Here is a 24590-nt window from a genome sequence, read left to right on the forward strand (position 1 = left end):
GCCTGCCCTACCGGCCGCCGAGCAGCCCGCCCAGCACACCGCCCATGCCGCCCTGGCCGGCCTGCTCCCCGCCGCCGGTCCCGGCGACGAGGCCACCGGGCGGCAGCTCCGAGGGCTGCACGATGACGAAACCCCGGCCGGTGAACGACAGCGTGTACCGCTCGCCGGTGCTGCGGCCCATCAGCGTGCCGATGTTGAAGGTGTCGTTGCTGGTCAGGCCGGTCTGCAGGCTGGCCGACCAGGCGACGGCGGCCTGCGGGTCGGCGTAGGTCGGCTGGTCGACGTTCAGCACGACCGGCGTGCCCTCGGTGGTGATCGCGATGCGGCCGCGGCCGGTGAACTCGCAGTTGAACAGGCCCGCGTTGCTGGCGAAGCCGGCCGCGCCCGAGACGCGCGCGATGCGGTAGGACAGCGAGGAGTCGAACGCGAGCACGTTGGCGCCGTTGATCGTCAGGCCGTCGGTGCCGTCGAGGTCGATCAGGTGGACGTCGCTGGCCGCGTTGGCCAGGAACAGGTCGCCCCGCCCGCTGACCTTCATCAGCGGCACGCCCTCGCCGGTGAGCCGCTGCCGGATCATGTTCCCGATGCCGCCGGAGCCGAGCGCCTCGAACCGCAGGTCGCCCTGGTAGGCGACCATCGACCCGGCCCGGGCCATCAGGTCGCCGCCGCCCATCGAGACCCGGGCCATCTTGCCGCCCTGCTTCTGGATGCCCATGCCGGCGACCTCGGCGTGGTCGGGGCTGAACAGGTCGCTCTGCATCGGCGGGGCTCCTTCGGGCGACGGCGCGAACGGCTGGTGGGCGGGGGGCTGGTGGGCGGGGGGCGGGGGGCGCGGACGGCGGGTACGGCCCGGGCGGCGGCTGCTGACCCCCGGGCGGCGGGTACGCGCCGGGCGGCGCAGGCGGGTACCCGCCGGGCGGTGCAGGCGGGTACGCGCCGGGCGGCGGGTACCCGGGAGGCACCGACGGCGGGTGGCCGGCGGGCGCGGGCGGAGGGGCCGGCGGGTACGCGGCGGCCGGCGGAGGGGCAGCGGGTGGCTGCTGCGCATCCGGGAAGAGCGCGAACCGGTCCGGGGCGGGGGCGGACGGCGACGGCTGCCCCGGCGGGGGCCACGACGACGGCACGGGCGGTGGAGCGGCAGCCGGTGGAGCTGTCGCCGGTGGTGCGGGCGGAGCCGCGGGCGGGTCGTCGTCGAGGTTCACGCCGTACTCCGACGCGATGCCGGCCAGCCCGTCGGCGAAGCCCTGCCCGACCGCCCGGACCTTCCAGCCGCCCTGGCGCCGGTAGATCTCGACGCAGATCACGGCGGACTCGGCGCCGAGCCCGGCCATCTCGAACGCGAACTCGTTCGCGGTGGCGACCGGTGGGGCGACCTGCCCGAACGTCGCCGGGCCGGAGCCGTCCAGGCTCGCGGTGACCACGACGGTCCCGACGTCGGCCGGGACCGCCCGCAGGTCGACCTGGACGAGATCGCCCCGTCCCTGACCGTGGTGGTGGGTGACCCCGGCGCCGACGGGGTTGTTGAAGAACACGAAGTCGCCGTCGCTGCGCACCCGGCCGTCCGGGCCGAGGAGCAGCGCGGAGACGTCGACCGGGACGGGGGAGGCGACCGAGACCGAGACCCGGTCGCCGGTCACCGGCCGGTTCTCACCGCGAGACAGGGGCGTCACGCCGCAGAGTGTGCCACCGGATCCGGCGATCGCCGAGACCCCTTCCCGGCGGAACCCCAGCTCACCGGCACCTCGCGCACGCCGTAGACGACCTTGTCGCTCCTGTAGTCCAGTTCGTCCGGATCCCGGGTGACCCGCAGGTCCGGGAACCGCCGCAGCAGCGCCGGGTAGGCGACCTGCAGCTCCAGGCGCGCGAGCGGCTGCCCGAGGCACTGGTGCACGCCGAACCCGAAGGCGACGTGGTGCCGCTCGGCCCGGTGGATGTCGAGGCGGTCGGGGTCGGCGAACGCCTCCGGGTCGCGGTTGGCCGACTCGCTCGACGCCAGCACGCCCTCCCCCGCCGCGATGCGCACGCCCCCGATCTCGAGGTCCTCGGTGGCCACGCGGGCACGGGCGTTGTGCACGATCGTCAGCAGCCGCAGCAGCTCCTCGACGGCGCGCACGACGACCGTCGGGTCGGAGGTGTCGCGCAGCTCGGCGGCCTGCTCGGGGTGGTCCAGCAGCACGAGGGTGCCGAGCGCCAGCTGGTTGGCCGTGGTCTCGTGCCCGGCGATCAGCAGCAGGCTCGCCGTGCTGACGGCCTCGTCGACGCTCAGCTCCCCCGCCCGCACCCGGCGCTGCACCAGGCGGCCGAGCAGGTCGTCGGTGGGGTCGTCGACCTTCGCCTCGACGAGCCCACGCAGGTAGGCGCGCAGCTCATCGCTCGCGGCCGCGACCTCCTCGGGGGCGCTCGCGGAGGTCAGCATGCGCGCCGAGACGGCCTGGAAGAACTCGTGGTCGCCGTAGGGCACGCCGAGCATCCGGCAGATCACCAACGACGGCAGCGGCAGCGCGAACGCCGTCACCAGGTCGACGGGTCGCGGTCCCGCGGCCATGGCGTCGAGCAGGTCGTCGACGATGCCGGTGACCATCGGGCGCAGCGACTCCGTCGAGCGCATCGTGAAGTCGCTGATCAGCATGCGGCGCAGCCGGGAGTGCTCGGGGTCGTCGAGCACGATGAACGGCGGGGTGTCCTGGCCCGCCCGACCGGCGCGCGCCGGGCTGATCAGCGGGTAGCCGGGCGTGCGCATGTCGGCGCTGAGCCGCGGGTCGGCCAGGACGGCTCGGACGTCCGCGTGCCGGGTGACCAGCCACGCCTCGGTGCCGTTCCACAACCGGACCCGGCTGACGGGCCGGTGCTCGCGCAGGGGCCTCAGCGCCGGTGGCGGGTCGAAGGGGCAGGCGCCCCGGGCCATCGGAAAGGTAGTGGTCTGCTCCGTGGTCGTCATCGGCGTCCCCGTTCGTCCGAATCGATAGCGATGCTAACGATCACGGTACCGGAACGACGGAGCCCCCGCCGACGGTGTCGGCGGGGGCTCGGTCAGGGGTGGAGGTGCCGGGAATCGAACCCGGGTCCTCCGTCGCTCCACAAGGGCTTCTCCGTGCGCAGTCCGCTCTGCCTCTACTCGGATCCCCCGGTCATGCGAACGAGCCGGTGTGACGATCCCAGTCGCTGTGAGGTGTCCCTGTCCGCCCCGCGACCGGGCGGACAGGTGAGCTCCCTAGCTGATGCCGGGATCCGCGGCGGGAGCACCCGCGGGCCGACAGACTCACACTCGCTCAGGCGGCGAGGGCGAAGTCGCGCTGATTGGAATCGGCGCTTATAAATTTGCGACGGATGGTTAACGAGATCATCGTCGCCTTCCTCGGCACGCTTCCCCTTGATCGACGAACGAAGTCGAAACCGTTCACCCCCTGCGCGCCCGACCGTCGGGCGTCAGAACAGGGTAACGCGTCGCGGCCGGGGAATCATCCCGGTTCGGACGGCAGGCCGAGGACCCGCGCGGGCGTGTCGTGGAGCACCGCGCGCAGGAACCCCGCACCGAGGCGGTCGTCGGCCGCCGCCCAGCCCGCCACCGCCGCGACCTGCTCGTACGCGGGGTAGGGGATGTTCGGGAAGTCCGAGCCGTAGACCACCCGGTCGGCCACGTCGACGAGCCGGGCCGCCCAGTCCTGCGGCAGCGGCGCCATCTGCTCCGAGTACGCCGTGCCGACCATCGTCGTGTCGATGTGCACGTGCTCGTGCCGCCGGACGAGGTCGAGCGCCCCGGTGAAGTCGGGCATCCCGGCGTGGGCCAGGACGACGGGCAGCCGCGGGTGCTCGGCCAGTACCTCGCCGAACACGTCGAGCCCGGTGTGCTCGCCGGGGATCGGGCCGTGGCCGCAGTGCACGATCGCCGGGACGCCCGCGTCGGCCAGCAGCCCCCACGCCGGACGCAGCAGCGGGTCGCGCGGGTCGAACCCGCCGACCTGGACGTGCACCTTGACCAGCCGCGCGCCCGCGGAGACCGCGGCGCCCAGGTAGTCGGCCACGTCGGGCTCGGGGTACAGCGTCGCCGTGGGCACCGCGCCGTCGGTGCGGGCCGCGAAGTCGGTGACCCACTCCGTCAGCCAGCGACCCATCCCCGGCTTGTGCGGGTAGACCAGCGGCGCGAACGCGCGGACGCCCAGCTCCTTCAGCGCGGCGAGCCGCTCGTCGACGGACGTGCGGTACCGGATCGGCCACGCCCGCCCGTAGTGGGTCTCGGCGCGGTCGAAGTAGGCCCAGACCTTGTCCATGACGTTGTCGGGCAGGAAGTGCACGTGGGCGTCGACGAGCCCGGGCACGCCGAGGTCGTCGAGGAAGCGCGGGACGTCGGCGTCGGAGGTCGGCGGGGCGGGCAGGCTCACGAGCGCAGCTCGCGCGCGCGGCCCTTCGCGGCCCGGCCGAACGCCTTCTGGATCTCCCGCTGCGCGTCGCGCTTGGCGAGGTCGGTGCGCTTGTCGTACGACTTCTTGCCCTTGGCCAGGGCCAGCTCGCACTTGACCTTGCCGTCGGAGAAGTACAGCGACAGCGGCACCAGCGACAGCCCGCCCTCCTTGATCTTGCCGATCAGGCGGTCGATCTCCCCGCGGTGCAGCAGCAGCTTGCGGGTGCGGCGCGGCTCGTGGTTGGTCCAGCTGCCCTGCGTGTACTCCGGGATGTGCAGGCCGCGCAGCCAGATCTCGCCGTCGTCGACGGTGGCGAACGCGTCGACCAGCGATGCGCGGCCCATCCGCAGGCTCTTCACCTCGGTGCCCAGCAGCGCGACGCCCGCCTCGTACTCGTCGAGGATGGCGTAGTCGTGGCGCGCACGCCGGTTCTGCGCGATCACCTTCCGGCCCGTCTCCTTCACCGCTCCAGCCTACGCGGAGGGGCCACCGGGTTGCCGATCTAGAGCCGCACGTACAGGCGCAGCGTCACGTACCCGGTGACGGCGGCGATCCCGGCCCCGATCATCACCAGGATCGGCGAGACCCACACGATGTCGGCCAGCTCGATCGGCGGCACCACCCCGTTGGAGACGATCCCCGACAGCAGCTGGTCGATGAACAGGTACTTGCCGGCCAGCAGCCCCGCCGAGGCGATCAGCGCACCGACCAGCCCCGTCACCACGGCCTCGATGAGGAACGGCAGCTGGGTGTACCAGCGCGTGGCCCCGACCAGCCGCATGACGCCCACCTCGGTGCGCCGCGTGTACGCCGAGACCTGCACGGTGTTGGAGATCAGCAGCAGCGCCGCGACGGCCTGCACCAGCGCGAGCGCGAACGTCACGTTGCGGACGCCGCCGAGGAAGTCGAACAGCTTCGCGACGACGGCGCGCTGGTCGATGATGTTGCGCACGCCGACCTGCCCGGTCATCGCCTGCGTGACGGCGGCCGCGCCGGCCTCCTGGTCGGCGAGCCGGACGCGCAGCGTGGCCGGCAGCGACTGCGGCCGCACGACGTCGGCCAGCGCCTGGCCCTCGAACAGCTCGAGGTAGCGCTCGTAGGCCTGCTGCTGGCTCTCGAACCGGACCGAGTCGACGAGCGGGGAGTTCTCCAGCGTCGCCCGCAGCCCGGTGCAGACCGGCTGGCTGCAGTCGGTGTCGGCGGCGGACACGTCGGCCGTCAGCGCGACCTGCACCTCGACGCGGTCGCTGTAGAGCTGCTCGGTGCGGTCGATCGTGCGCACGGCGAGCAGCCCGGTGCCGACCAGGCCGAGCGAGATCGCGGTGGTCAGCACCATCGCGATCGTCATCGTGACGTTGCGGCGCAGGCCGGTGAAGACCTCCCGCGTGACGAAGTCGGCCCTCATGGCGCCTCCCCGGGAGAGAGCACGTCGGCGCGCCTCATCGACCGACCCCGTAGACCCCGCGGATCTCGTCGCGCACGACCTGGCCCATGTCGAGCTCGACGACGCGGCGGCGCATCGAGTCGACGATCGAGTGGTCGTGGGTGGCCATGACGACCGTCGTGCCGGTGCGGTTGATCCGCTCCAGCAGCAGCATGATGTCCTGGCTGGTGTCCGGGTCGAGGTTGCCCGTTGGCTCGTCGGCCAGCAGCACCAGCGGCCGGTTGACGAACGCGCGCGCGATCGCGACGCGCTGCTGCTCCCCGCCGGACAGCTCGTTGGGCAGCCGGTCGGCCTTGCCCCCGAGCCCGACGAGGTCGAGCACCTCCGGCACGACCTTGCGGATCGTGCCGGACGACTTGCCGATGACCTCGAGCGCGAACGCGACGTTCTCGCCCACGGTCTTGTTCGGCAGCAGCCGGAAGTCCTGGAACACGCACCCGATGCGCTGGCGCAGCTTCGGCACGCGGCGCCGGGGCAGCTTCGCGACGTCCATGTCGGAGACGAAGATGCTTCCCCGCGTCGGGACGTCCTCGCGCAGGAGCAGCCTCAGGAACGTCGACTTGCCGGACCCGGACGGCCCGATGAGGAAGACGAACTCCCCCTTCTCCACGTTCACCGAGACCCGGTCCAGCGCGGGGCGCGTGGACGTCTTGTACGTCTTGGTGACGCGTTCGAGGCGGATCACGCAGGCACGGTACCCAGACCCGGGCCCGGGACCGGCACGCGACCCGCCCCCTCGGCGCGGGACACCGACCACTGGGCGGGTCCGCCCCGTTCGCCGGCCGCTCAGTCGGTGCTGTTGGCCTCGTTGCGCCGCCAGCGGATGCCCGCCTCGATGAACCCGTCGATGTCGCCGTCGAGCACGGCGGCGGGGTTGTTGACCTCGTGGTTGGTCCGGAGGTCCTTCACCATCTGGTACGGGTGCAGCACGTAGGAGCGCATCTGGTTGCCGAACGACGCGTCGCCGGAGTCCTTGAGCGAGTCCATCAGGGCCCGCTCCTCCTCCTTGCGCCGCACCAGCAGCTTGGCCTGCAGCACCATCATCGCCGACGCCTTGTTCTGGATCTGCGAGCGCTCGTTCTGGCAGGACACCACGATGCCGGTGGGCAGGTGGGTCAGGCGCACCGCCGAGTCGGTGGTGTTGACGCCCTGCCCGCCCGGCCCCGACGACCGGTAGACGTCGACGCGGAGTTCCTTCTCGTCGATGTCGATGTGGTCGCTGGTCTCGACGACCGGCGTCACCTCGACCGCGGCGAAGGAGGTCTGGCGGCGGCCCTGGTTGTCGAACGGCGAGATGCGCACGAGCCGGTGGGTGCCCTGCTCGACCGAGAGCGTGCCGTAGGCGTAGGGGGTGTGGACGGCGAAGGTGGCCGACTTGAGGCCCGCCTCCTCCGCGTAGGAGGTGTCGTAGACGTCGACGCCGTAGCCGTGCTGCTCGGCCCAGCGCAGGTACATCCGCATGAGCATCTCGGCGAAGTCGGCCGCGTCGACGCCGCCGGAGCCGGCCCGGATCGTCACCAGCGCCTCGCGCTGGTCGTACTCGCCGGACAGCAGCGTGCGCACCTCGAGGGCCTCGATGTCGGCGCGCAGCTTCGTGCGCTCCGCGTCGGCCTCGGCGATGGCGCCCTCGTCCTTCTCGTCCTCGGCCAGCTCGTAGAGCAGCGGGAGGTCGTCGAGGCGGCGGCGCAGCTCCTCGAGCCGGCGGACGTCACCGGTGGCGTAGGCCAGCCGGCTGGTGACCTTCTGCGCCTCGTCCGGGTTGTTCCACAGGTCGGGCTGACCGGCCTGGTCCTCGAGGTCGGCGATCTCGACGCGCAGCGCGGGCAGGTCGGTGACCGCCTCGATGCTCTCCAGCGTGGTGGCGAGTTCCTTGAGGTCGGCTGCGGCGTCGGGGTTCACAACGCTCCAGCCTACGCGGGGGGCTCAGGAGTCCGGGACGGCGTCCAGCAGCCGGAGCATCGCGCGGGTGTGGGCGACGACGAAGTCCGCGACGGCCTTGCGGTACGGGTCGGGCTCCCCCTTCGCGACCGCCTTCGCCGCGGTCAGCCGCTGCGCGTAGGCCTCCCGGCTGTCGCCGACGAGGGCGGCCCGCTGCTTCGGGGTGAGCGAGCCGGAGTGCAGCAGCCGCAGCACCAGCGGGCTGCGGACGGGGTCGGAGGCGGAGCCCGCCGTCAGCCACGCGGTGAAGGAGCGGCGGCCCGCCGCGGTGATCGAGTACTGCTGCGACGCCCGCGGGCCCTGCTTGCCCGGTCTGAGCAGCCCGGCCGCCGCGAGCGCGGGCAGCTCCCGGTACACCTGGCTGCGGGTCACCGCGAAGAACGACCCGAACCGCTCCCCCGCCGCCGCCACCAGCTCGCCGCCGCTCATCGGGCCCTCGTGCAGCAGTCCCAGCAGGGCGGCGGCGGTGGCGTTGACGGGCGTCGCCCTGGCGGGTGGCATCGCTCCACCGTGCCATCCCGGTGCCGGACCCGCATCCACAGCGGACCCGGACGGCGTAACGCCGCGCCCACCTCGATCGAGTCATCCGGCGACCCCTCGTCACCGATTGCGGACACGACTGCGCAGCGGCTTCACGCGGATCACACACGCGGCTCCCCAAAGTACCGGCCAGTAGCCCGGACGGACCACCGAATTCCGTCCCGGCGGTCGACCCGGGCCGGGCGTGATCCGCCGCCCGGAGAACGAGGAGAGGCATGGCGGGGTTCCTGCTGCGACGGCTCGCCAACTACGTCGCGCTCTGCTTCATCGCCGCGTTCGCGACGTTCTCGCTGGCCTCGCTGACGTTCAACCCGCTCGCCAGCTACTACGAGCGGACGCCCCCGCCGCCGGCCGAGGTGATCCTGGCCAAGCGCGCGGAGCTGCGGCTCGACGACCCGATCCCGCTGCGCTTCCTGGGCTGGCTCGGCGACGTGCTGCGCGGCGACTTCGGCACCACCGTCACCGGCACCGACATCGGCGCCGAGCTGTTCAGCCGCGTCGGCGTCAGCTTGCGGCTGCTGCTGCTCGGCACCGTCATCGGGATCGCGATCGGCGTGGTCGTCGGTGTCGCGGGTGCGATCCGCCAGTACAAGGTGAGCGACTACGTCTCCACCGTCTTCTCCTTCGTGCTGCTCTCGACGCCGGTGTTCGTGCTCGCGCAGCTGCTCAAGTTCGGCGGGCTGGAGCTCAACGCGGCGGCCGGCACGACGATCCTGTTCTTCCAGGGGGAGGTGACGCCGAGCTTCCAGGGCAGCGCCGCCGCCGAGCTCGTCGACCGCCTGCAGCACCTCGTGCTGCCGACGCTCGCGATCGCGCTCGGCCAGATCGCCCTCTACAGCCGCTACCAGCGCAGCGCCATGCTCGACGTGCTCGGCAGCGACTTCCTGCGCACCGCCCGCGCGAAGGGCCTCACCCGCCGCCGCGCCCTGTTCACCCACGGCCTGCGCACCGCGCTGATCCCGATGGCCACGCTGTTCGCGTTCGGCTTCGGGCTGCTGCTCACCGGGGCCGTGCTGACCGAGCGGATCTTCGGCTGGTTCGGGATGGGCGACTGGTTCGTCTACGGCGTGCAGCGCCAGGACACCAACATCGTCGCGATCGTCACGCTCTTCGCCGCCGTGCTCATCCTGATCTCCGGCTGGCTGTCCGACGTCCTCTACGCCGCGCTCGACCCGCGCATCAGGATCAGGTGAGGCCGATGTCCACCCCCGTCTCCGTCGGCACCTCACCGGTCGCCGAACCCGAACCCGCCGAGGTGCTCACCTCCCGCGGGCGGCTGGTCCTGCGGCGCTTCCTGCGCAGCCGCTCCGCGATGGTCGGCGTGGCGGTCGTGGTGGTGCTGTTCCTCCTCGCCTACGTCGCCCCGCTGTTCAGCCCGTGGTCCTACTCCGAGCTCGACTACACCGCGTTCCTGCAGGGCCCGTCGGCCGACCACTGGTTCGGCACCACGCAGATCGGCGGCGACCTGTTCACCCAGACCATGGTCGGGCTGCAGAAGTCGCTGATCATCGGCCTGCTCGTCGGGCTCATCGCCACCGCGCTCGCCGCGGTCGTCGGCGCGGCGGCGGGCTACTTCGGCGGCTGGACCGACCGCGTCCTCATGTGGGTCGTCGACCTCATGCTGGTGCTCCCGGCGTTCCTCGTCATCGCGATCCTGTCCCCCGCGTTCGCCGGGGGCAGCTTCCTCATCCTCGTCGTGCTGCTGGCCGGGTTCGGCTGGATGATCGCGGCCCGGATCGTGCGCGGGCTGACGCTGTCGCTGCGCGAGCGCGAGTTCGTCAAGGCGGCGCGGTTCATGGGCGTACCGCCGTGGAAGATCATCTTCCGGCACATCCTGCCGAACATGTCCTCGCTGCTGATCGTCGACGCGACGATCGGGATGGGCGTGGCGATCCTCGGCGAGAGCACGCTGTCGTTCTTCGGGTTCGGCGTGCAGCCGCCCGACGTCTCCCTCGGCACGCTGATCGCCTCGGGGCTGGGGTCCTCGCAGACCTACCCGTGGCTGTTCCTGTTCCCCGCGGGCTTCCTCGTCGTCGCGATCCTGGCGTTCAACCTGGTCGGCGACGGCCTGCGCGACGCGCTGGACTCCAGCTCCGGAGCCGGTCGCCGCACGGAGGAGAAGGCGTGACGCTGACCGACCGCATCCTCGACGACCCCGCGGCCGGCCCCGCCGGTCCCGTCCTGTCGGTGCGCGACCTGTCCGTGTCCTTCCCGAGCGAGGCCGGGCGCGTCGACGCGGTCCGCGGCCTGAGCTACGACGTGGCGCCCGGCGAGGTGCTCGGCATCGTGGGCGAGTCCGGCTCGGGCAAGTCGGTGTCGTCGATGGCCGTGATGGGCCTGCTGCCGGGCCAGGCGCGCGTCACCGGCTCGGTGCGGTTCCGCGACACCGAGCTGCTCGGCCGCTCCGACGCCGAGCTGTCGGAGATCCGCGGCAGGCGCGTCGCGATGGTGTTCCAGGACCCGCTCTCCGCGCTGACGCCGGTCTACACGGTCGGCGCGCAGATCGTCGAGGCGCTGCGGATCCACCGGCGCGGGATGTCGAAGACCGACGCGCGGGCCCGGGCCGTCGAGCTGCTCGACCTCGTCGGCATCCCCAACGCCCGCGACCGCGTCGACGCCTTCCCCCACGAGTTCTCCGGCGGCATGCGCCAGCGCGCGGTGATCGCGATGGCGATCGCCAACGACCCCGACCTGATCATCGCCGACGAGCCCACGACCGCCCTCGACGTCACGGTGCAGGCGCAGGTCCTCGACGTGCTCAGGACCGCGCGTGAGGTCACCGGCGCCGGGATCGTGCTGATCACCCACGACCTCGGGGTCGTCGCGGGCGTGGCCGACCGCGTGCTCGTCATGTACGCGGGCCGCGCGGTGGAGACCGCACCCGTCGACGAGCTCTACGAGTACCCGCGGATGCCGTACACGCTGGGGCTGCTCGGCTCCATCCCGCGCCTGGACGCCGGTCCGCGGCAACCGCTCGTGCCGATCGAGGGGCAGCCGCCGTCGCTGGCCGAGCTGCCGCCGGGCTGCCCGTTCGCGCCGCGCTGCCCGCTCGCCGTCGACCTGTGCCGGGAGACCGAGCCGACCCTCGACGCCGTGCGCCCCGACCACCACGCCGCCTGCCACCGCAGCGGCGAGCTCGTGCGCCGCGAAGCCGCGCAGGTCTTCGACGTGCCGGTCATCGACGCGGCCCCCGAGGTGCCGCGCGAGCGGCGCGAGGTGGTGCTGCGCGTCGAGGACATGGTCAAGCACTACCCGGTGACGGCGGGGTCGATCCTGCGCCGCCGCGTCGGCACCGTGCAGGCCGTCGACGGCGTCAGCTTCGACGTGCGGTCCGGGGAGACGCTGGCCCTGGTCGGCGAGTCCGGCTGCGGCAAGACCACCACGCTGACCGAGATCCTGGAGCTGACGCCGCCCCAGCGCGGGAGCGTCGAGGTGCTCGGGCGCGACGTCGCCGGGCTGGGCAGGCGCGACCGCACCGCCCTGCGCCGCGACGTCCAGGTCGTCTTCCAGGACCCGATCGCCTCGCTCGACCCGCGCATGCCGGTGCACGACATCATCGCCGAGCCGCTCTCGACGCACCGCGTCGCGGCCGAGGAGATCCGCAGGCGGGTGCCGGAGCTGCTGCGGCTGGTCGGGCTGCGACCCGAGCACGCCGGCCGGTACCCGGCCGAGTTCTCCGGCGGGCAGCGCCAGCGCATCGGGATCGCCCGCGCGCTCGCGCTGGAGCCGAAGCTGCTGGTGCTCGACGAGCCGGTCTCCGCGCTCGACGTCTCCATCCAGGCCGGCGTGATCAACCTGCTGGAGGAGCTGCGCGTCCGGCTCGGGCTCGCGTACCTGTTCGTGGCGCACGACCTGTCGGTGGTGCGCCACATCGCCGACCGCGTGGCCGTCATGTACCTGGGGCGGATCGTCGAGATCGGCGACGTCGCCACGGTCTTCACCGCCCCCGAGCACCCGTACACGCAGGCCCTGCTCTCGGCCATCCCGATCCCGGACCCGGCCGTCGAGCGGGCGCGGGAGCGGATCCTGCTCACCGGCGACATGCCCAGCCCCGCGGACCCGCCGTCGGGGTGCCGGTTCCGGACGCGCTGCCCCCGTCACCTGACTCTCGACGAGGCCGACCGGCAGCGGTGCGTCACCGACGACCCGCAGCGACGGCCCCGCACGACCGCCGACCACGAGGTGGCCTGCCACTTCGCCGCACCGCACGCCGTGCTGTGACACCGAGAGGAATCCGAATGCGATCGAGATCAGCGGTTCTGGCGGCCCTGGCCGCCACCGCGGCACTGGTGCTGGCCGGTTGCGGCGGCGTGGGCGGAGGAGCCGCCCCCGGCGGGGGTCTGGCCCCCAACACCGGCGAGCAGGGCGTCAACGACATCAACGAACTGCCCCGCGACCAGGTGCAGGACGGCGGCGACCTGCGGTTCCCGCTCGACGCCCTGCCGGACAACTACAACCGCAACCAGGTCGACGGCACGCTGCGCGACGGCAAGTTCGTGATGGACCCGCTGATGCCGCACGCCTTCGATGCGCTGGCCGACGGCACCGTCGCGGTGAACACGGACTACTTCACCTCGATCGAGCTGACCTCGGAGAACCCGCAGGTCGTCACCTACACGATCAACCCCGAGGCGACGTGGGACGACGGCACGCCGATCACCTGGGTGGACCTCCAGGCCCAGTGGCAGGCCCAGAACGGCACGAACGAGGCGTTCAGCGTCGCGGGCACCACCGGCTACGAGGACATCACCTCCGTGGAGCGCGGCGTCGACGACAAGCAGGCCGTGGCCACGTTCGGCACGGTGTTCGCCGAGTGGAGCAGCCTGTTCGACAACATCTACCCGGCGTCGACGAACACCGACCCGGCCACGTTCAACACCGGCTGGCAGGCCCAGCCGCTGACGACCGCGGGCCCGTTCAAGGTCGAGACCGTCGACGCGACCGCGCAGACGATCACGCTCGTGCGCAACGACGCCTGGTGGGGTGAGCCGGCGAAGCTGGACCGGGTCATCTACCGCGTCGTCGAGCGCGACGCCCTGGCCGACGCGCTGGCCAACAACGAGATCGACTTCTACGCGATCGGGTCGAGCGTCGACCTGTTCCAGCGCAGCCAGGGCATCCCGGGGGTCGAGGTGCGGCAGGCCGCCGAGCCGACCTACAACCACATCACCTTCAACGGCGGCGAGGGCGCGATCCTCGCCGACCCGGCGCTGCGCCGCGCGATCGCCCAGGGCATCGACCGCCAGGTCGTCACCGAGGCGCTGATCGGGCAGATCGTGCCCGACGCCGTCCCGCTGGGCAGCTTCCTCTACACCGAGGGCTCCGCGAACTACGTCGACCACGCCCCGGCGTTCGACGCCGCCGCCGCGAGCACCGCGCTCGACGGCCTCGGGTGGGTGTCGCCGGGCGAGGGCCAGGTGCGCACCAAGGACGGGCAGCCGCTGAACCTGCGCTACATCACCACGGCGGGCAACCCGATCAGCGAGCGCATCTCGACGCTCATCCAGGCCCAGCTCGCCGCGATCGGCGTGGGCGTGGAGTTCGTCCCGGCCTCCTCGGCCGACCTGTTCGACCAGTACGTCACGCCGGGCAACTTCGACATCGTCGGTTTCGGCTGGTCCGGCACCCCGTTCCCGGTCACCTCGACCCGCAACATCTACTCGACCACCGGGGACCAGAACTACGGCAGCATCGGGACCCCGGAGATCGACGCGCTGTACACCCAGGCGCTCGGCGAGCTCGACGACACCGCGCGCAACGAGCTGGGCAACCAGATCGACGAGCTGATCTGGGAGACCATGCCGCAGCTCCCGCTCTACCAGTCGACCGGCGCGTACGCGGTGCGCAGCACGCTCGCCAACTTCGGTGCGCCGGGCAACGCCGACATCGACTACGTCGACTCCGGCTTCACCGCCGGATGACGCCGGGCGCGGACGTGACCGCGGCCCCCCGCGCGCTGCGGTACGGGCTGGTCACGTCCGCGCTGGTGCTGATCGTGTGCGCCGTGCTCGCCGTCGTGGCGGGCACGGCGTTCGCGTCGGCGACGACGGTCCTCGGGGCCGCGACCCAGCGCACGTTCGGCACCGTCACGGCCGTCGACGGGGACGCGGTGACCCTCACCTGGGCCCCGGCAGGCGGACCGTCCCGGAACGACTCCGTCGAGCTCGCCGGGCCGCCGCCACCGGTCGGCACCCGCACCGAGGTGGCCTACTCCGCCGCGGGCGCCCCGCTGATCCCCGGCGCCGCCGTCCTCGCCGACGCCGACCGCGCCCTGAGCACGCTCGTCCTCGCCGGGGTGGTGGCCGTGCTCGTCGGGGCCGTCGGGGCGTGGCAGGTGGTGTCCCGGCGCCGTGCGCTGCGGCAGCCGCCGCGCACGCTCGACGTCGGACGGGTCCGGATCCGGTCGGGTCTCACCGGGCGGTCCTGGCTGGAGACCGCGACGGTTCCGCCGCGCTGGGTCCCCCTGCACTTCGACCCGGCCCTGCCCGCCCTGCCCTCCCCCGCGTCGGTCCGGCTGCGCGGCGATCCGCTGCGGCACCGGTACGTCGCCGCCGAGATCGACGGGCGGCCGGTCCCGCCGAGCGGGCCGGTCCGGACGGCGGAGCCGCGCGGGCACCGCACCGACAACCCCGCCCGGCCCGACGCCTCGGCGGCGGAGCGCGCGGCGGCCTACGCCCCGCTGCGGCGCCAGCTGCTCGCCGACCTCCCGCTGACCGTGCCCGCCCCCCTCGTCGCCGCCCTCTGGACCGTGGTGGACGGGGGCGGCTTCGGCACCTGGCTGGCGACGACCGCCCTGCTGGCGGCCCTGGCCCTGTTCACGGCCGCGGTCCGGGGCACCGACCCCACCACCTGACCGCACCCACACCCCGCCCCCACCCCGCGAGTTTGCCGCCCCCACCCGGCGAGTTCGCCGCTCCCGCCCGGCGAGTTCACCGCTCTCGTCCGACGAGTCGCTGTCATCGGGGAGAAGCCCGCCACCGGGTCCCGTCCGGCCGGGCCGCGATCCGCGGACCCCGCGCGCCCGCGTGAGCGGAACCCGGTCGCCGTTCGACGGGCCGGGAACCGCAACCGGGTTCCGCTCATCCGCTGGGCCGCACCACCGTCCGGCCCGGGGATCGTCGCCGGACCGCACCCGCACCCGTCGGACCAGGGCGGACGACCGTGTCTCTGTGCACGGGGCCGCACGGCCCAGTACTCTCCGCACATGCGCAGCGAGCGTGTGACGGTGAGCCTGCCGGCCGACCTGGTGGACGAGGCCCGGGGCGCGGTGCGCCGCGGGGCGGCCTCGAGCATGTCCGCCTACATCGCCGAGGCCGTGGCGGCACGCCAGGTCCGGGAGCGGACGCTGGCCACCCTCGAGGACCTCTACGGCGGTCCCCCACCCCCCGACGAACTCGACGAGGCCCGCAAGACGCTGCGGCTCGCGCCGCCCGCGGCCGCGGTCTAGGCGCCCGGCATGAGTGACGCTCCGTGATCGGCGGCCGGGTGCTCGACGCCTCCGCCCTCATCGCCTTCGCCACCGGTCGTCCGGTGTACGTGCGCGCGCTCGTCTGGGCCGCGGTGGAGGCCAACATCGTGCTCGCGGTGCCCAGCGCCGCGCTGAGCAAGGCGTGGTCGGTGCTCGCGCCCGAGCACCACGCCGCGCTCGGCGTGCTGCTCGACCTCCCGATCACCGTGATCGACCAGCTCGACCCCCGCGCGGCGCAGGAGTCGGGCCTGCTGATGGCCGAGGCCGGCGGCGACGACCTGTCGGCCGGGCAGGTCACCCTGAGCGCGCGGCGGAGGGGCTGGCCCGCGGTGACGGGCGAGCCGTGGGCCCTGCGCAAGCTCGACACCGCCGTCGCGATCGAGGAGCTCCCCTAGCCGGCGAGGCGCGCCCTCAGCCGGGCGAGGTCGTCGTCGGTCAGGCCGTTGGCCGTCAGCCAGCCCGCGGCTCCGCCCCACTCGGCGTCGAGGTGGGCCAGCACCGCGTCCATCACCTCGGCGCGGGGCTTGTGCGGGGTGAGGTCGGCGGGCATCTCCTCCCCCGCGGCGGTGGTCCAGCGGCGGAACATCGCCTCGACGTTCTCCGCCGACAGCGCGTAGTCGGCCACCACCTCGCCGCGCTCCACCCCGACGACGTCGAGGACGAGCGCCACCAGCACGCCGGTGCGGTCCTTGCCCGCGGCGCAGTGCACGAGTGCGGGCCCGGCGTCGGCCGCGGCGAGCCGCCGGACGGCCTCGGCGACGTTGCCCGGGTGGTCGCCGAGGTAGCCGAGGTAGTTGCGCAGCAGCGGGTCGGTGTCGTCGCCGGTCTCGGGCAGGTACTCGCGGCTGGCCCCGATGAACGTCAGCGGCACCGTCTCGACGCCCGCCGCCGCCACCGGGGTGGGACCGTCGCGGTCGATCTCGCGGGGGGTGCGCAGGTCGAGCACGAGCGTGAGCCCGAAGTCGTCGACGAGCCGCTCGACGTCGGCGGGGGTGGCGAAGTGCAGCGACCCGCTGCGCAGCAGCACGCCGTGCCGGGTCGTGCCGCCGCCGGCCAGCGGGAGGCCGCCGACGTCGCGGACGTTGTCGACGCCCTCGAACGGCAGCGTGCGGCTCACGCGATCCCCCGCAGGACCCGCCGGGAGATGGAGGCGACGATCGGGCCGTCGGCCTCGCTGGCGGCCCGGACCTCCCGCCACTCCGGGTCGGCCTGGAACGCCGCCCACTTCGTGGCCATGTCGTCGTAGGAGTCGAACGTCATGACGTAGACGAGTTCGTTGTTGGAGTTCGCGCCCAGCTCCGTGGTGGACAGGAACGAGCACTCCATCCCGTGCTTGGCGAACAGCCGCGTGGTGTGCTCGGTGAAGCGCTTCACCAAGGCGGGCAACCGGCCGGGAACGGTGGTGTACTCACGAATCTCGTAGATCACTCCTGCCACGCTAACCGGGGGGACCGTGGACGACCACATTCCGGTGGGCACCGGTTTCGACCGCCTCGCCGCGCTCGATCCCGACGCCGTCGCCCTGCACGCGCCCGACGGTCCGGTCACCCGCGCGGAGCTCGCGGCCGCGTCGAGCCGGGCCGCGCGGGAGTTCGCGGCGCTCGGCGTCGGCCAGGACGACCTGGTGACGATCGGGCTCGGCAACGGGGCCGCCTTCTACGCCGCCGTGCTCGGGGCCTGGAAGCTGGGCGCGGTGCCGCAGCCGGTGTCGGCGAAGCTGCCTGCCGCCGAGCTGGCGGCGCTGGTGGAGATCGCGGACCCGCCGATCGTCGTCGGGCTGGAGGCGGCCGACCGGCCCTGGCTCCCGGCCGGCTGGACCCCGGACCCCGCGCTGTCGCCCGACCCCCTGCCGCCCGCGCTCCCCCCGAGCTGGAAGGCGCCGACGTCGGGCGGGAGCACCGGCCGCCCCAAGATCATCATGGCGGGCGCGGCGGGGTGGGCCGACGAGGTGACCGCGCGGGCCGAGCGCCTGCGGATCGGCGGCCCCGGCGACGTGTTCGCCGTGACCGCGCCGCTCTACCACAACGCGCCCTTCATGTTCTCGCTGATCGCGCTGCTGCGCGGCTGCCCGCTGCTGGTGCTCGACCGGTTCGACGGGGCGCACGTCCTCGACGCCGTCGTCCGCCACCGCGTCCACTGGTTCTACGCCGTGCCGACGCTGATGGGCCGGATCCTGCGCCTCCCCGACGACGTGCGCGCGGCGGCCGACCTGTCGAGCGTGCGGACGCTGCTGCACGTCGGCGCGCCGTGCCCGGAGCCGGTGAAGCGCGCGTGGCTCGACTGGCTCGGGCCGGAGAAGGTCCTCGAGCTCTACGCGGGCACGGAGTCGGTCGCCGTCTGCATGATCGACGGCGTCGAGTGGCTGGCGCACCCGGGCTCGGTGGGGCGGCCGGTGTCGGGCGAGATGCGCATCGCCGACGCCGACGGCACGCCGCTGCCCGTGGGAGAGGTCGGCGAGGTGTGGATGCGCCCGCCCCCGGACACCACGACCTACCGCTACCTCGGGGCCGACTCGCACGTCGTCGACGGGTGTGAGTCGATCGGCGACCTCGGGCACATGGACGCCGAGGGCTACCTGTTCCTCGCCGACCGCCGCAGCGACCTGATCCTCGTCGGCGGCTCCAACGTCTACCCGGCCGAGGTGGAGGCGGCGCTGGCCGATCACCCACACGTGTTGTCCTGCTGCGTGATCGGCCTGCCCGACGAGGACCTCGGGGCCCGGGTGCACGCGATCGTCGAGCTCGCCGCCGAGGTGTCCGACGAGGACCTCCGCTCCCACGTGGCCGCGCGCCTGACCAGCACGAAGGTCCCCCGCACGTGGGAGCGCGTCGACGGGCCGCTGCGGGAGGACACGGGCAAGATCCGGCGTTCGGCCCTGCGGGAAGCGCGGTTGACTCACCGGCACTAGTCCGAATGTGTGAGACTTCGTTTACAGCTCGGACACTGTGTCGACTTTGACGCGCTTTCGTTACTCCATATGGTCCGGAAGTCCACGCTCCCCAGCGTCCGTTCGGAGTACAACGTGTCCCTCTCTCGACGACGGTTGCGCCTCATGGCCGCCGCCTTCACCGTCTGCGCCACCGCGATCCCCCTCGCGGTCTTCGCCGGCTCCGCGTCCGCCCTCCCCGAGGACGCCCTGCCCGGTGACCCCCAGCTCTCCGACTACAGCGCCCCCGAGTCGGACGAGGACGTCACGGTCACCCCGATCGACTTCGAGGTCTCCAACCAGCTCGAGCCCGGCTCGTCGTACACCCTGCGCGGGTTCCTCTACGAGCCCGCGGGCCAGGAGGGCTGCCGGACGTCGGTCCTGCAGGCGAACCACGCGCTGACCACCGGCGCCTGGTACTGGGACATCCCCTTCGAGCAGGACCGCTACTCGATCGCCCGGACGATCGTGAAGGAGTCGGGGATCTCGTTCCTCGCGCTCAACAAGCTCGGCTACGGCCAGCCGGACCACCCGTACCGCGCCTCGGACCGGCCCAACGGCTACACCGTGACCGTCGAGGCGCTGGCCGACGCCAGCCACCAGGTCACCCAGCAGCTGCGCGCCGACGGCTACGAGCACGTCGGGCTGATCGGGCACTCGGCCGGCTCCGAGGAGTCCGAGCTGCACGCCGGCCTCTACCAGGACGTCGACGCCCTGATCCTGTCCGGCTTCACCCACCTCGCCACCGAGCGGTTCACCGCCCAGATCGCGACGCAGGAGGTGCCGCGGACGCTCACCGACGACTACCCCTTCTTCTTCGGGGACCACGAGACCCGCGACAGCTTCCTGTTCACCGACCTGGCCGACCCGGAGCTCGTGCGGGCCCTGCACCCGCTGGTGAACGAGACCCCGGCCGGCGAGATCCTCTCCATCGGCCCGCAGCCCTCGCGCGCGGTCGCGCCGCTCATCGACGTCCCGGTGCTGACCCTCATCGCCGAGGAGGACGAGATCTTCAACGCCGCCGGCGCCCCGATCGACGAGGCGACGTTCCTGAGCAGCGACGACGTCACGTTCAACAACTACCCGGGCATCGGGCACGGCGTGGAGTTCCACCGCAACGGCCCGGAGATCACCCAGGACGTGGCCGACTGGATCAGCGAGCGCCCCGAGGCCCTGCCGGCCTGCGGCAAGTGACCTGACCCGTCCACGACGAGCCCCCGACCCGCACACCGCGGGTCGGGGGCTCGTCGTCGGTCAGACGCCCTGGGCCGGGGTGCGGCGCAGCAGCGGCGGCAGCAGGCGGGCCCCGGAGCCGGACTCGGCGGCCCGGTCCCCGGGGTTGTAGAGCCGGCAGCGGGCCAGCGACAGGCACCCGCAGCCGATGCACGAGTCCAGGCCGTCGCGCAGGGCCACGAGCGCCTCGATCTGCTCATCGAGCCGCCCGCGCCAGGCCTTCGACAGCCGCGACCAGTCGGCCTTCGTGGGCGTGCGGCCGTCCGGCAGCCGGTCGAGACCGTCGCGCACCTCGTCGAGCCCGACGCCGATCGTCCGGGCCGCGCGGATGAACGCCAGCCGCCGCAGCACCGAGCGCTCGTAGCGCCGCTGCCCGCCCGACGTGCGCGTGGTGCTGAGCAGCCCCTCCCGCTCGTAGAACCGCAGGGCCGACGGCGGGAAGCCGCTGCGGTCGGCCACCTCCCCGATGGTGAGCAGATCGTGCGCGTCCATACGTCCCCTTGACCTGAAGCTGACTTCAGGTTGCAGGGTAGCCGCATGACCCACGACATCGCCATCGTCACCGGGGCCGGACGGGGTTTCGGCCTCGCACTCACCGCGGCACTCGCCGCGCGCGGCACCACCGTCCTCGCGACGGGCCGCGACGCCGACCGCCTCCGCGCCGCCACCGCCGACCTCGCCGGCGTCCTCGCCGTGCCCGGGGACGTCACCGACCCCGACCATCGCGCGGAGCTCGTCGCCGCCGCTGAGCGCCTCGGCGGACTGGACCTGCTGGTGCACAACGCGGGCGAGCTCGGCCCGTCGCCGCTGCCGCCGCTGGCCGCCCTCCCCCTCGACGCCCTGCGCGCGGTCCACGAGACGACCGTCGTCGCCGCGCTGGGCCTGACCCAGCTCGCCCTCCCGCTGCTGCGCGCCGCGGCCGCGCCGGCGATCGTCACGCTCAGCTCGGACGCCGCCGTCGAGGCCTACGCGGGATGGGGCGGGTACGGCTGCGCGAAGGCCGCGCTCGACCACCTCGCCGCCGTGCTCGCCGTCGAGGAGCCGGGGGTGCGGGTCTACGCGGTCGATCCCGGCGACATGCGCACGGCCATGCACCAGCGCGCGTTCCCCGGCGAGGACATCTCCGACCGGCCCGAGCCGCGCACCGCCGTCCCCGCGTTCCTCCGCCTGCTCGACGAGCGCCCGCCCGGTGGCCGCTACCGCGCGGCCGACCTGCGGGCGGTGACGTCGTGACCCGGGCGCAGCCGCTGACCCGCTTCACCGCGGGCCCCTCGGCCACCCGGCCGCCCGCGGTGCGCGACGGCGTCCGGCTGATGGTGGCCGGGCGGGGGATCCGGCACCGGCGGTTCCGGGACCTGCCGGCCGCGCTGGAACCGGGTGACCTCCTCGTCGTGAACACCTCCGACACCGAACCCGCGGCGCTGCCGGGCCGGCGGGCGGACGGGCGCCCCGTGCTGCTGCACGTCTCCGGGCCCGACCGCGGCGGCGGGCTCGTCGTCGAGCTCCGCACGCCCGACGGCCACCGCGTCACCGACGCCGTCGCGGGCGAGGCGGTCGCCCTGCCGGCCGGGGTCGTCGCGGTGCTGCGCGCCGAGGTTCCCGGCGCGGCCCCCGGACGGCTGTGGCGGACGGCGCTCCCCGTCGAGGGCGGCGTGGCGCGCTACCTCGCCGCCGTCGGGCGGCCGATCCGGTACTCCTACGTCCACGGGCGGTGGCCGATCGCCGAGTACCGCACGGTCTTCGCGACGCCGGTGCCCGGCGAGCTCGGCAGCGCCGAGATGCCCAGCGCGGGCCGGCCGTTCACCCCGGCGGTGCTCGACGCCCTGCGCGCCCGCGGCGTCGGGACGGCGGAGGTCGTGCTGCACACCGGGGTGTCGTCCCCGGAGGCCGACGAGGTGCCGCAGCCGGAGCGGTACCGGGTGCCCGCGGCCACGGCCGACGCGGTGAACGCCGCGCGCGCAGCGGGGCGGCGGGTCGTCGCCGTCGGCACGACCGTCACGCGCGCGCTGGAGACCGCCGCCGGTCCGGAGCGCACCGTGTCCGCCGCGCGCGGCTGGACCGACCTCGTCCTCGGCCCGGACCGCCCGTCCCGCGTCGTCGACGGTCTCGTCACCGGCTGGCACGAACCGGAGGCGTCGCACCTGCTGCTGCTGGAGGCCGTCGCCGGTCCGGAGCTGGTGGGGCGGGCCTACGCCGCGTCCGCCGAGCGGCCCTACCGGTGGCACGAGTTCGGCGACTCCTGCCTGCTGCTCCCGCCACGGAGCGTCACTCGTCGCGCTCGGTGACCGTTCGCCGCGACCGTTCGTTACACCTCGATCCCCGCCCGGGTACGACGAACGGCAGGCGAGCTGCGACGACAGGCAGCGTGTCACCTTGTGGCGGCGTCACGAGGTCTCGTAAGGTCCTGCCTCAGCGTTACGAACCGATCACGACGCACTGGGCCGGAACTCCCCATCCGGCCCAACCGGACCCCCGACCGGCCGCCGTGATCGGTTCGCTCCCCCGAGCGCTGAAAGGGCTGGTTCGTGGCTGGACACCGTTCCCCGCAGGGCACGCGCGCGCGTCGCGCCCCCTCGGGCTCCGCGCGACACCACGCGGCCGAGCGCCCCGCCCCCACGGGCCCGTCGCTGCGCAACACCGTGGTCGCCTCCGCCGCCGCGGTCGGCGCCGTCGCCACCGGCACCTTCACCGCCCTGCTCCCCACCCCCGGCGACTCGGCCACCTCCGCCGGCGCCGCCGAGACCATCGACGCCACGCTCGTCTCGGCCGACTCGGCGTTCATCGCCGACCTGCCCGCCGCGGCCACCGGGATGCTCGCCCCGGTCTCCTTCGAGACCGCCACCACCGACGGCGCCGAGATCGCCGACCTCGCCTTCCTCGACAAGGCGCAGGTGATGGCCCAGGAGCTGGCCGAGCGCCAGGCCGAGGAGCAGCGCATCGCCGCGGAGCGCGCCGAGCTCGAGGCCGTGATCGCGCAGGGCGGCCTCGACGCCTGGATCGCCGAGGCCCTCGACATCCTCGACCTGCCGCAGTCGCTCGCCCCGTCGGTCCACAACATCATCATGAAGGAGTCGGGCGGCAACCCCCGCGCGATCAACAACTGGGACTCCAACGCCCGCGCGGGCACGCCGTCGCAGGGCCTCATGCAGACGATCCCGTCGACCTTCCGGCACTACGTGCACCCGAGCCTGGCCGACCAGCCGATCACGCACCCGGTCGCGAACATCACCGCCGGCATCCGGTACATGATCGACACCTACGGCCTCGACACCCTCGAGGCGGGCGGGCGCACCAACTCCTCCGGCGGGTACGTCGGCTACTGAGCCACCCCGGCCGCCCCCTCGCGCCGGCGCAGCGTCTCGCGCAGGGCGTCCACGACGTCCTCGATCCCGGACTCCTGCAGCGTGAGCCGGCGCCGCGCCGGGTCGTCGTCGTCGATGCCGACGACCACGCGGCTGCGGTCGCCGCTGGCCACCACGACCTGGAACTCTACCAGCGAGAGCTGCTCGGCGGACGTCACGCGGTACGGGGAGTCCATCAGGTCGACCTCCTGCGACGCCCCGGACTTGACCGTCGTCAGGATCGCGACGACGTGGCCGTAGTGGTACTCGTGGGTCTGGTCGTCGCGGTGCGCCCCGGTCGCGAGGTCGACGGTGCACCCGTAGAGCGCGAGGTGGTGCTCGGTGGGGCACACGACCAGGACGTCGTAGGCGCTGAACCGCCACACCGGCCCGGCGCCGCTGCGGCCCACCGCCCGCTTCGCCGGCCCGAACACCACCAGCGGCCCGTCGCCCTGGTCGGCGAAGCGGCGGGCCTTCGCGAGGCTCGGGCGGACGTCGGCACTGCGCAGGACCAGGTCCGCGGGACCCAGGCGGAACCGGGCCATCGCCCGGGCCGCGGCCGCCGCGAGGTCCTCCTGCAGGGTCCGGTCCATCGATCCGTCCAGCGGCTTGGGCTCCGCCGCGGCGAGGCGACGGCGGTACTCGCTCAGCTGGATCCAGCCCTGCCCGCCCAGCATCACCGCGGCGACCCCGGCGAAGGCAGCCACCAGCGGCAGCGCCACCAGCACCAGTGCGACACCCACCAGTACGGCGAACGCCGCGGCGCCCAGCAGGACGAACGCCTGCCGCTCGGCGTTCGGGTCCGGGGTGCGGCGGAAGTAGTGCCGGACCAGCCGCCTGCGGTTGCGGTTCCCGGGCGGACCCAGACTCGTGATCCGTCGTGTCGGTTCGTCGTCGGACTCGGACATCGCGCTCCCCCTCGGTCACCTGACCTGTGGAGGATGACTCGCCCCGTCCGATACGACCGTTTCCGCGGTGCAGCCACAGTTCGCCCGACCGGACGCAGCGGACCCGTCCGACGCGGGACCGATCGGGTGAGTCAGAGCACCGGACGGGCCTTGCGCCCGTGGACGGCGACGACGTCGCCGGCCCGCAGCTGCGCGCCGCGCCTGCTCTCCGGGCGCCCGTTCACCTCGACCTCGCCCGCCTCGATCAGCTCGCGGGCGTGGCCGCCGTCCTCCGCCAGCCCGGCGAGCTTGAGGAACTGGCCCAGGCGGATGGGCTCACCGGTGAGCGGGACGTCGTCGATAGGCATGAGATCATGGTGCCCTCACCCGCCGTGACGAAGGAAATCCGTACC

General features: G+C 73.5%; 25 protein-coding genes, 1 other RNA gene and 1 pseudogene. 12 read left to right on the plus strand and 15 right to left on the minus strand.

Annotated elements, in window-relative coordinates; genetic code table 11:
* Nucleotides 1–7: 7 nt before the first annotated feature.
* The 10 genes and pseudogenes from H6H00_RS02900 to H6H00_RS02945 form a co-directional block, all read right to left on the minus strand.
* A complete protein-coding gene (locus H6H00_RS02900) occupies nt 8–760 on the minus strand; it encodes an AIM24 family protein (protein WP_185719835.1) in 753 nt (250 codons plus the stop codon).
* Between the two features lie 457 nt (nt 761–1217).
* Nucleotides 1218–1670: pseudogene (locus H6H00_RS32765) on the minus strand (TerD family protein); the annotation flags it as partial.
* Nucleotides 1667–2938 (minus strand): cytochrome P450, encoded by a 1272-nt coding sequence (locus tag H6H00_RS02910; protein ID WP_185719836.1) that lies wholly within the window; start codon nt 2936–2938, stop codon nt 1667–1669. The gene H6H00_RS02910 and the pseudogene H6H00_RS32765, both read right to left, overlap by 4 nt.
* 96 nt (nt 2939–3034) lie before the next feature.
* Nucleotides 3035–3405, minus strand: a transfer-messenger RNA (tmRNA) gene (gene ssrA / locus H6H00_RS02915).
* A gap of 53 nt (nt 3406–3458) precedes the next feature.
* Nucleotides 3459–4373 (minus strand): amidohydrolase family protein, encoded by a 915-nt coding sequence (locus H6H00_RS02920; protein WP_185722114.1) that lies wholly within the window; start codon nt 4371–4373, stop codon nt 3459–3461.
* A gap of 2 nt (nt 4374–4375) precedes the next feature.
* Nucleotides 4376–4864 (minus strand): SsrA-binding protein SmpB, encoded by a 489-nt coding sequence (smpB, locus tag H6H00_RS02925; RefSeq protein WP_185719837.1) that lies wholly within the window; start codon nt 4862–4864, stop codon nt 4376–4378.
* 38 nt (nt 4865–4902) lie between these two features.
* Nucleotides 4903–5805, minus strand: coding sequence for a permease-like cell division protein FtsX (gene ftsX / locus H6H00_RS02930; RefSeq protein WP_185719838.1), 903 nt, complete (start codon nt 5803–5805; stop codon nt 4903–4905).
* A gap of 34 nt (nt 5806–5839) precedes the next feature.
* A complete protein-coding gene (gene ftsE / locus H6H00_RS02935) occupies nt 5840–6529 on the minus strand; it encodes a cell division ATP-binding protein FtsE (protein ID WP_185719839.1) in 690 nt (229 codons plus the stop codon).
* 101 nt (nt 6530–6630) lie between these two features.
* The gene (gene prfB, locus H6H00_RS02940; protein ID WP_185719840.1) at nt 6631–7743 is read right to left on the minus strand and encodes a peptide chain release factor 2; all 1113 of its coding nucleotides are present in this window, start codon (nt 7741–7743) and stop codon (nt 6631–6633) included.
* A 24-nt stretch (nt 7744–7767) separates the two neighbouring features.
* Nucleotides 7768–8283, minus strand: a complete 516-nt coding sequence (locus H6H00_RS02945) for a helix-turn-helix transcriptional regulator (protein WP_185719841.1) — start codon at nt 8281–8283, stop codon at nt 7768–7770.
* Nucleotides 8284–8537: 254 nt separating this feature from the next.
* Between H6H00_RS02945 and H6H00_RS02950 the strand changes: the two genes are divergently transcribed.
* From H6H00_RS02950 to H6H00_RS02980, 7 genes are all read left to right on the plus strand, one after another.
* Nucleotides 8538–9515 (plus strand): ABC transporter permease, encoded by a 978-nt coding sequence (locus H6H00_RS02950; RefSeq protein WP_185719842.1) that lies wholly within the window; start codon nt 8538–8540, stop codon nt 9513–9515.
* 5 nt (nt 9516–9520) lie between these two features.
* Nucleotides 9521–10450, plus strand: a complete 930-nt coding sequence (locus tag H6H00_RS02955; protein WP_185719843.1) for an ABC transporter permease — start codon at nt 9521–9523, stop codon at nt 10448–10450.
* Nucleotides 10447–12543: an ABC transporter ATP-binding protein gene (locus tag H6H00_RS02960; protein WP_255425546.1), complete on the plus strand. Its 2097-nt coding sequence runs from the start codon at nt 10447–10449 to the stop codon at nt 12541–12543. Before H6H00_RS02955 ends, H6H00_RS02960 begins: the two co-directional genes overlap by 4 nt.
* A 17-nt stretch (nt 12544–12560) precedes the next feature.
* Complete coding sequence (locus H6H00_RS02965; protein ID WP_185719844.1) at nt 12561–14243, plus strand: ABC transporter family substrate-binding protein; 1683 nt, start codon at nt 12561–12563, stop codon at nt 14241–14243.
* Nucleotides 14244–14257: 14 nt separating this feature from the next.
* Nucleotides 14258–15175, plus strand: coding sequence for a hypothetical protein (locus H6H00_RS02970; RefSeq protein ID WP_185719845.1), 918 nt, complete (start codon nt 14258–14260; stop codon nt 15173–15175).
* Nucleotides 15176–15526: 351 nt separating this feature from the next.
* On the plus strand, nt 15527–15769 hold the full coding sequence (locus tag H6H00_RS02975) for a ribbon-helix-helix domain-containing protein (RefSeq protein WP_185719846.1): 243 nt from the start codon (nt 15527–15529) through the stop codon (nt 15767–15769).
* 23 nt (nt 15770–15792) lie between these two features.
* Nucleotides 15793–16185 (plus strand): PIN domain-containing protein, encoded by a 393-nt coding sequence (locus H6H00_RS02980; protein WP_185719847.1) that lies wholly within the window; start codon nt 15793–15795, stop codon nt 16183–16185.
* Here the strand turns inward: H6H00_RS02980 and H6H00_RS02985 are convergent.
* Nucleotides 16182–16907, minus strand: a complete 726-nt coding sequence (locus H6H00_RS02985) for a tyrosine-protein phosphatase (RefSeq protein WP_185719848.1) — start codon at nt 16905–16907, stop codon at nt 16182–16184. The genes H6H00_RS02980 and H6H00_RS02985 overlap by 4 nt on opposite strands.
* Nucleotides 16904–17218, minus strand: a complete 315-nt coding sequence (locus H6H00_RS02990) for an NIPSNAP family protein (protein ID WP_185719849.1) — start codon at nt 17216–17218, stop codon at nt 16904–16906. Before H6H00_RS02990 ends, H6H00_RS02985 begins: the two co-directional genes overlap by 4 nt.
* Before the next feature lie 25 nt (nt 17219–17243).
* On the opposite strand from H6H00_RS02990, the gene H6H00_RS02995 reads away from it, so the two are divergent.
* Together H6H00_RS02995 and H6H00_RS03000 are read left to right on the plus strand one after the other, a co-directional pair.
* The gene (locus H6H00_RS02995) at nt 17244–18698 is read left to right on the plus strand and encodes an AMP-binding protein (protein ID WP_185719850.1); all 1455 of its coding nucleotides are present in this window, start codon (nt 17244–17246) and stop codon (nt 18696–18698) included.
* Nucleotides 18699–18842: 144 nt separating this feature from the next.
* Nucleotides 18843–19910: an alpha/beta hydrolase gene (locus H6H00_RS03000; RefSeq protein WP_185719851.1), complete on the plus strand. Its 1068-nt coding sequence runs from the start codon at nt 18843–18845 to the stop codon at nt 19908–19910.
* Between the two features lie 60 nt (nt 19911–19970).
* Here H6H00_RS03000 and soxR read toward each other — a convergent pair whose 3' ends face one another.
* Nucleotides 19971–20441: a redox-sensitive transcriptional activator SoxR gene (gene soxR, locus H6H00_RS03005; RefSeq protein WP_185719852.1), complete on the minus strand. Its 471-nt coding sequence runs from the start codon at nt 20439–20441 to the stop codon at nt 19971–19973.
* A 45-nt stretch (nt 20442–20486) separates the two neighbouring features.
* Here soxR and H6H00_RS03010 point away from each other — a divergent pair, with 45 nt between their 5' ends.
* The 3 genes from H6H00_RS03010 (at nt 20487) to H6H00_RS32645 (ending at nt 23272) form a co-directional block, all read left to right on the plus strand.
* Nucleotides 20487–21182 (plus strand): SDR family NAD(P)-dependent oxidoreductase, encoded by a 696-nt coding sequence (locus tag H6H00_RS03010; protein WP_185719853.1) that lies wholly within the window; start codon nt 20487–20489, stop codon nt 21180–21182.
* Nucleotides 21179–22234 (plus strand): S-adenosylmethionine:tRNA ribosyltransferase-isomerase, encoded by a 1056-nt coding sequence (locus H6H00_RS03015; RefSeq protein ID WP_185719854.1) that lies wholly within the window; start codon nt 21179–21181, stop codon nt 22232–22234. Before H6H00_RS03010 ends, H6H00_RS03015 begins: the two co-directional genes overlap by 4 nt.
* 240 nt (nt 22235–22474) lie before the next feature.
* Entirely contained in the window at nt 22475–23272 is a 798-nt protein-coding gene (locus tag H6H00_RS32645; protein ID WP_185719855.1) for a transglycosylase SLT domain-containing protein, read from the plus strand.
* Here the strand turns inward: H6H00_RS32645 and H6H00_RS03025 are convergent.
* Together H6H00_RS03025 and H6H00_RS03030 are read right to left on the minus strand one after the other, a co-directional pair.
* Complete coding sequence (locus H6H00_RS03025; RefSeq protein ID WP_185719856.1) at nt 23266–24198, minus strand: hypothetical protein; 933 nt, start codon at nt 24196–24198, stop codon at nt 23266–23268. The two genes, H6H00_RS32645 and H6H00_RS03025, sit on opposite strands and share 7 nt — an antisense overlap.
* Nucleotides 24199–24329: 131 nt before the next feature.
* Nucleotides 24330–24545: an RNA-binding S4 domain-containing protein gene (locus H6H00_RS03030; RefSeq protein WP_185719857.1), complete on the minus strand. Its 216-nt coding sequence runs from the start codon at nt 24543–24545 to the stop codon at nt 24330–24332.
* Nucleotides 24546–24590: the final 45 nt, after the last annotated feature.

This window comes from Pseudonocardia petroleophila (assembly GCF_014235185.1).
Classification (GTDB): domain Bacteria; phylum Actinomycetota; class Actinomycetes; order Mycobacteriales; family Pseudonocardiaceae; genus Pseudonocardia; species Pseudonocardia petroleophila.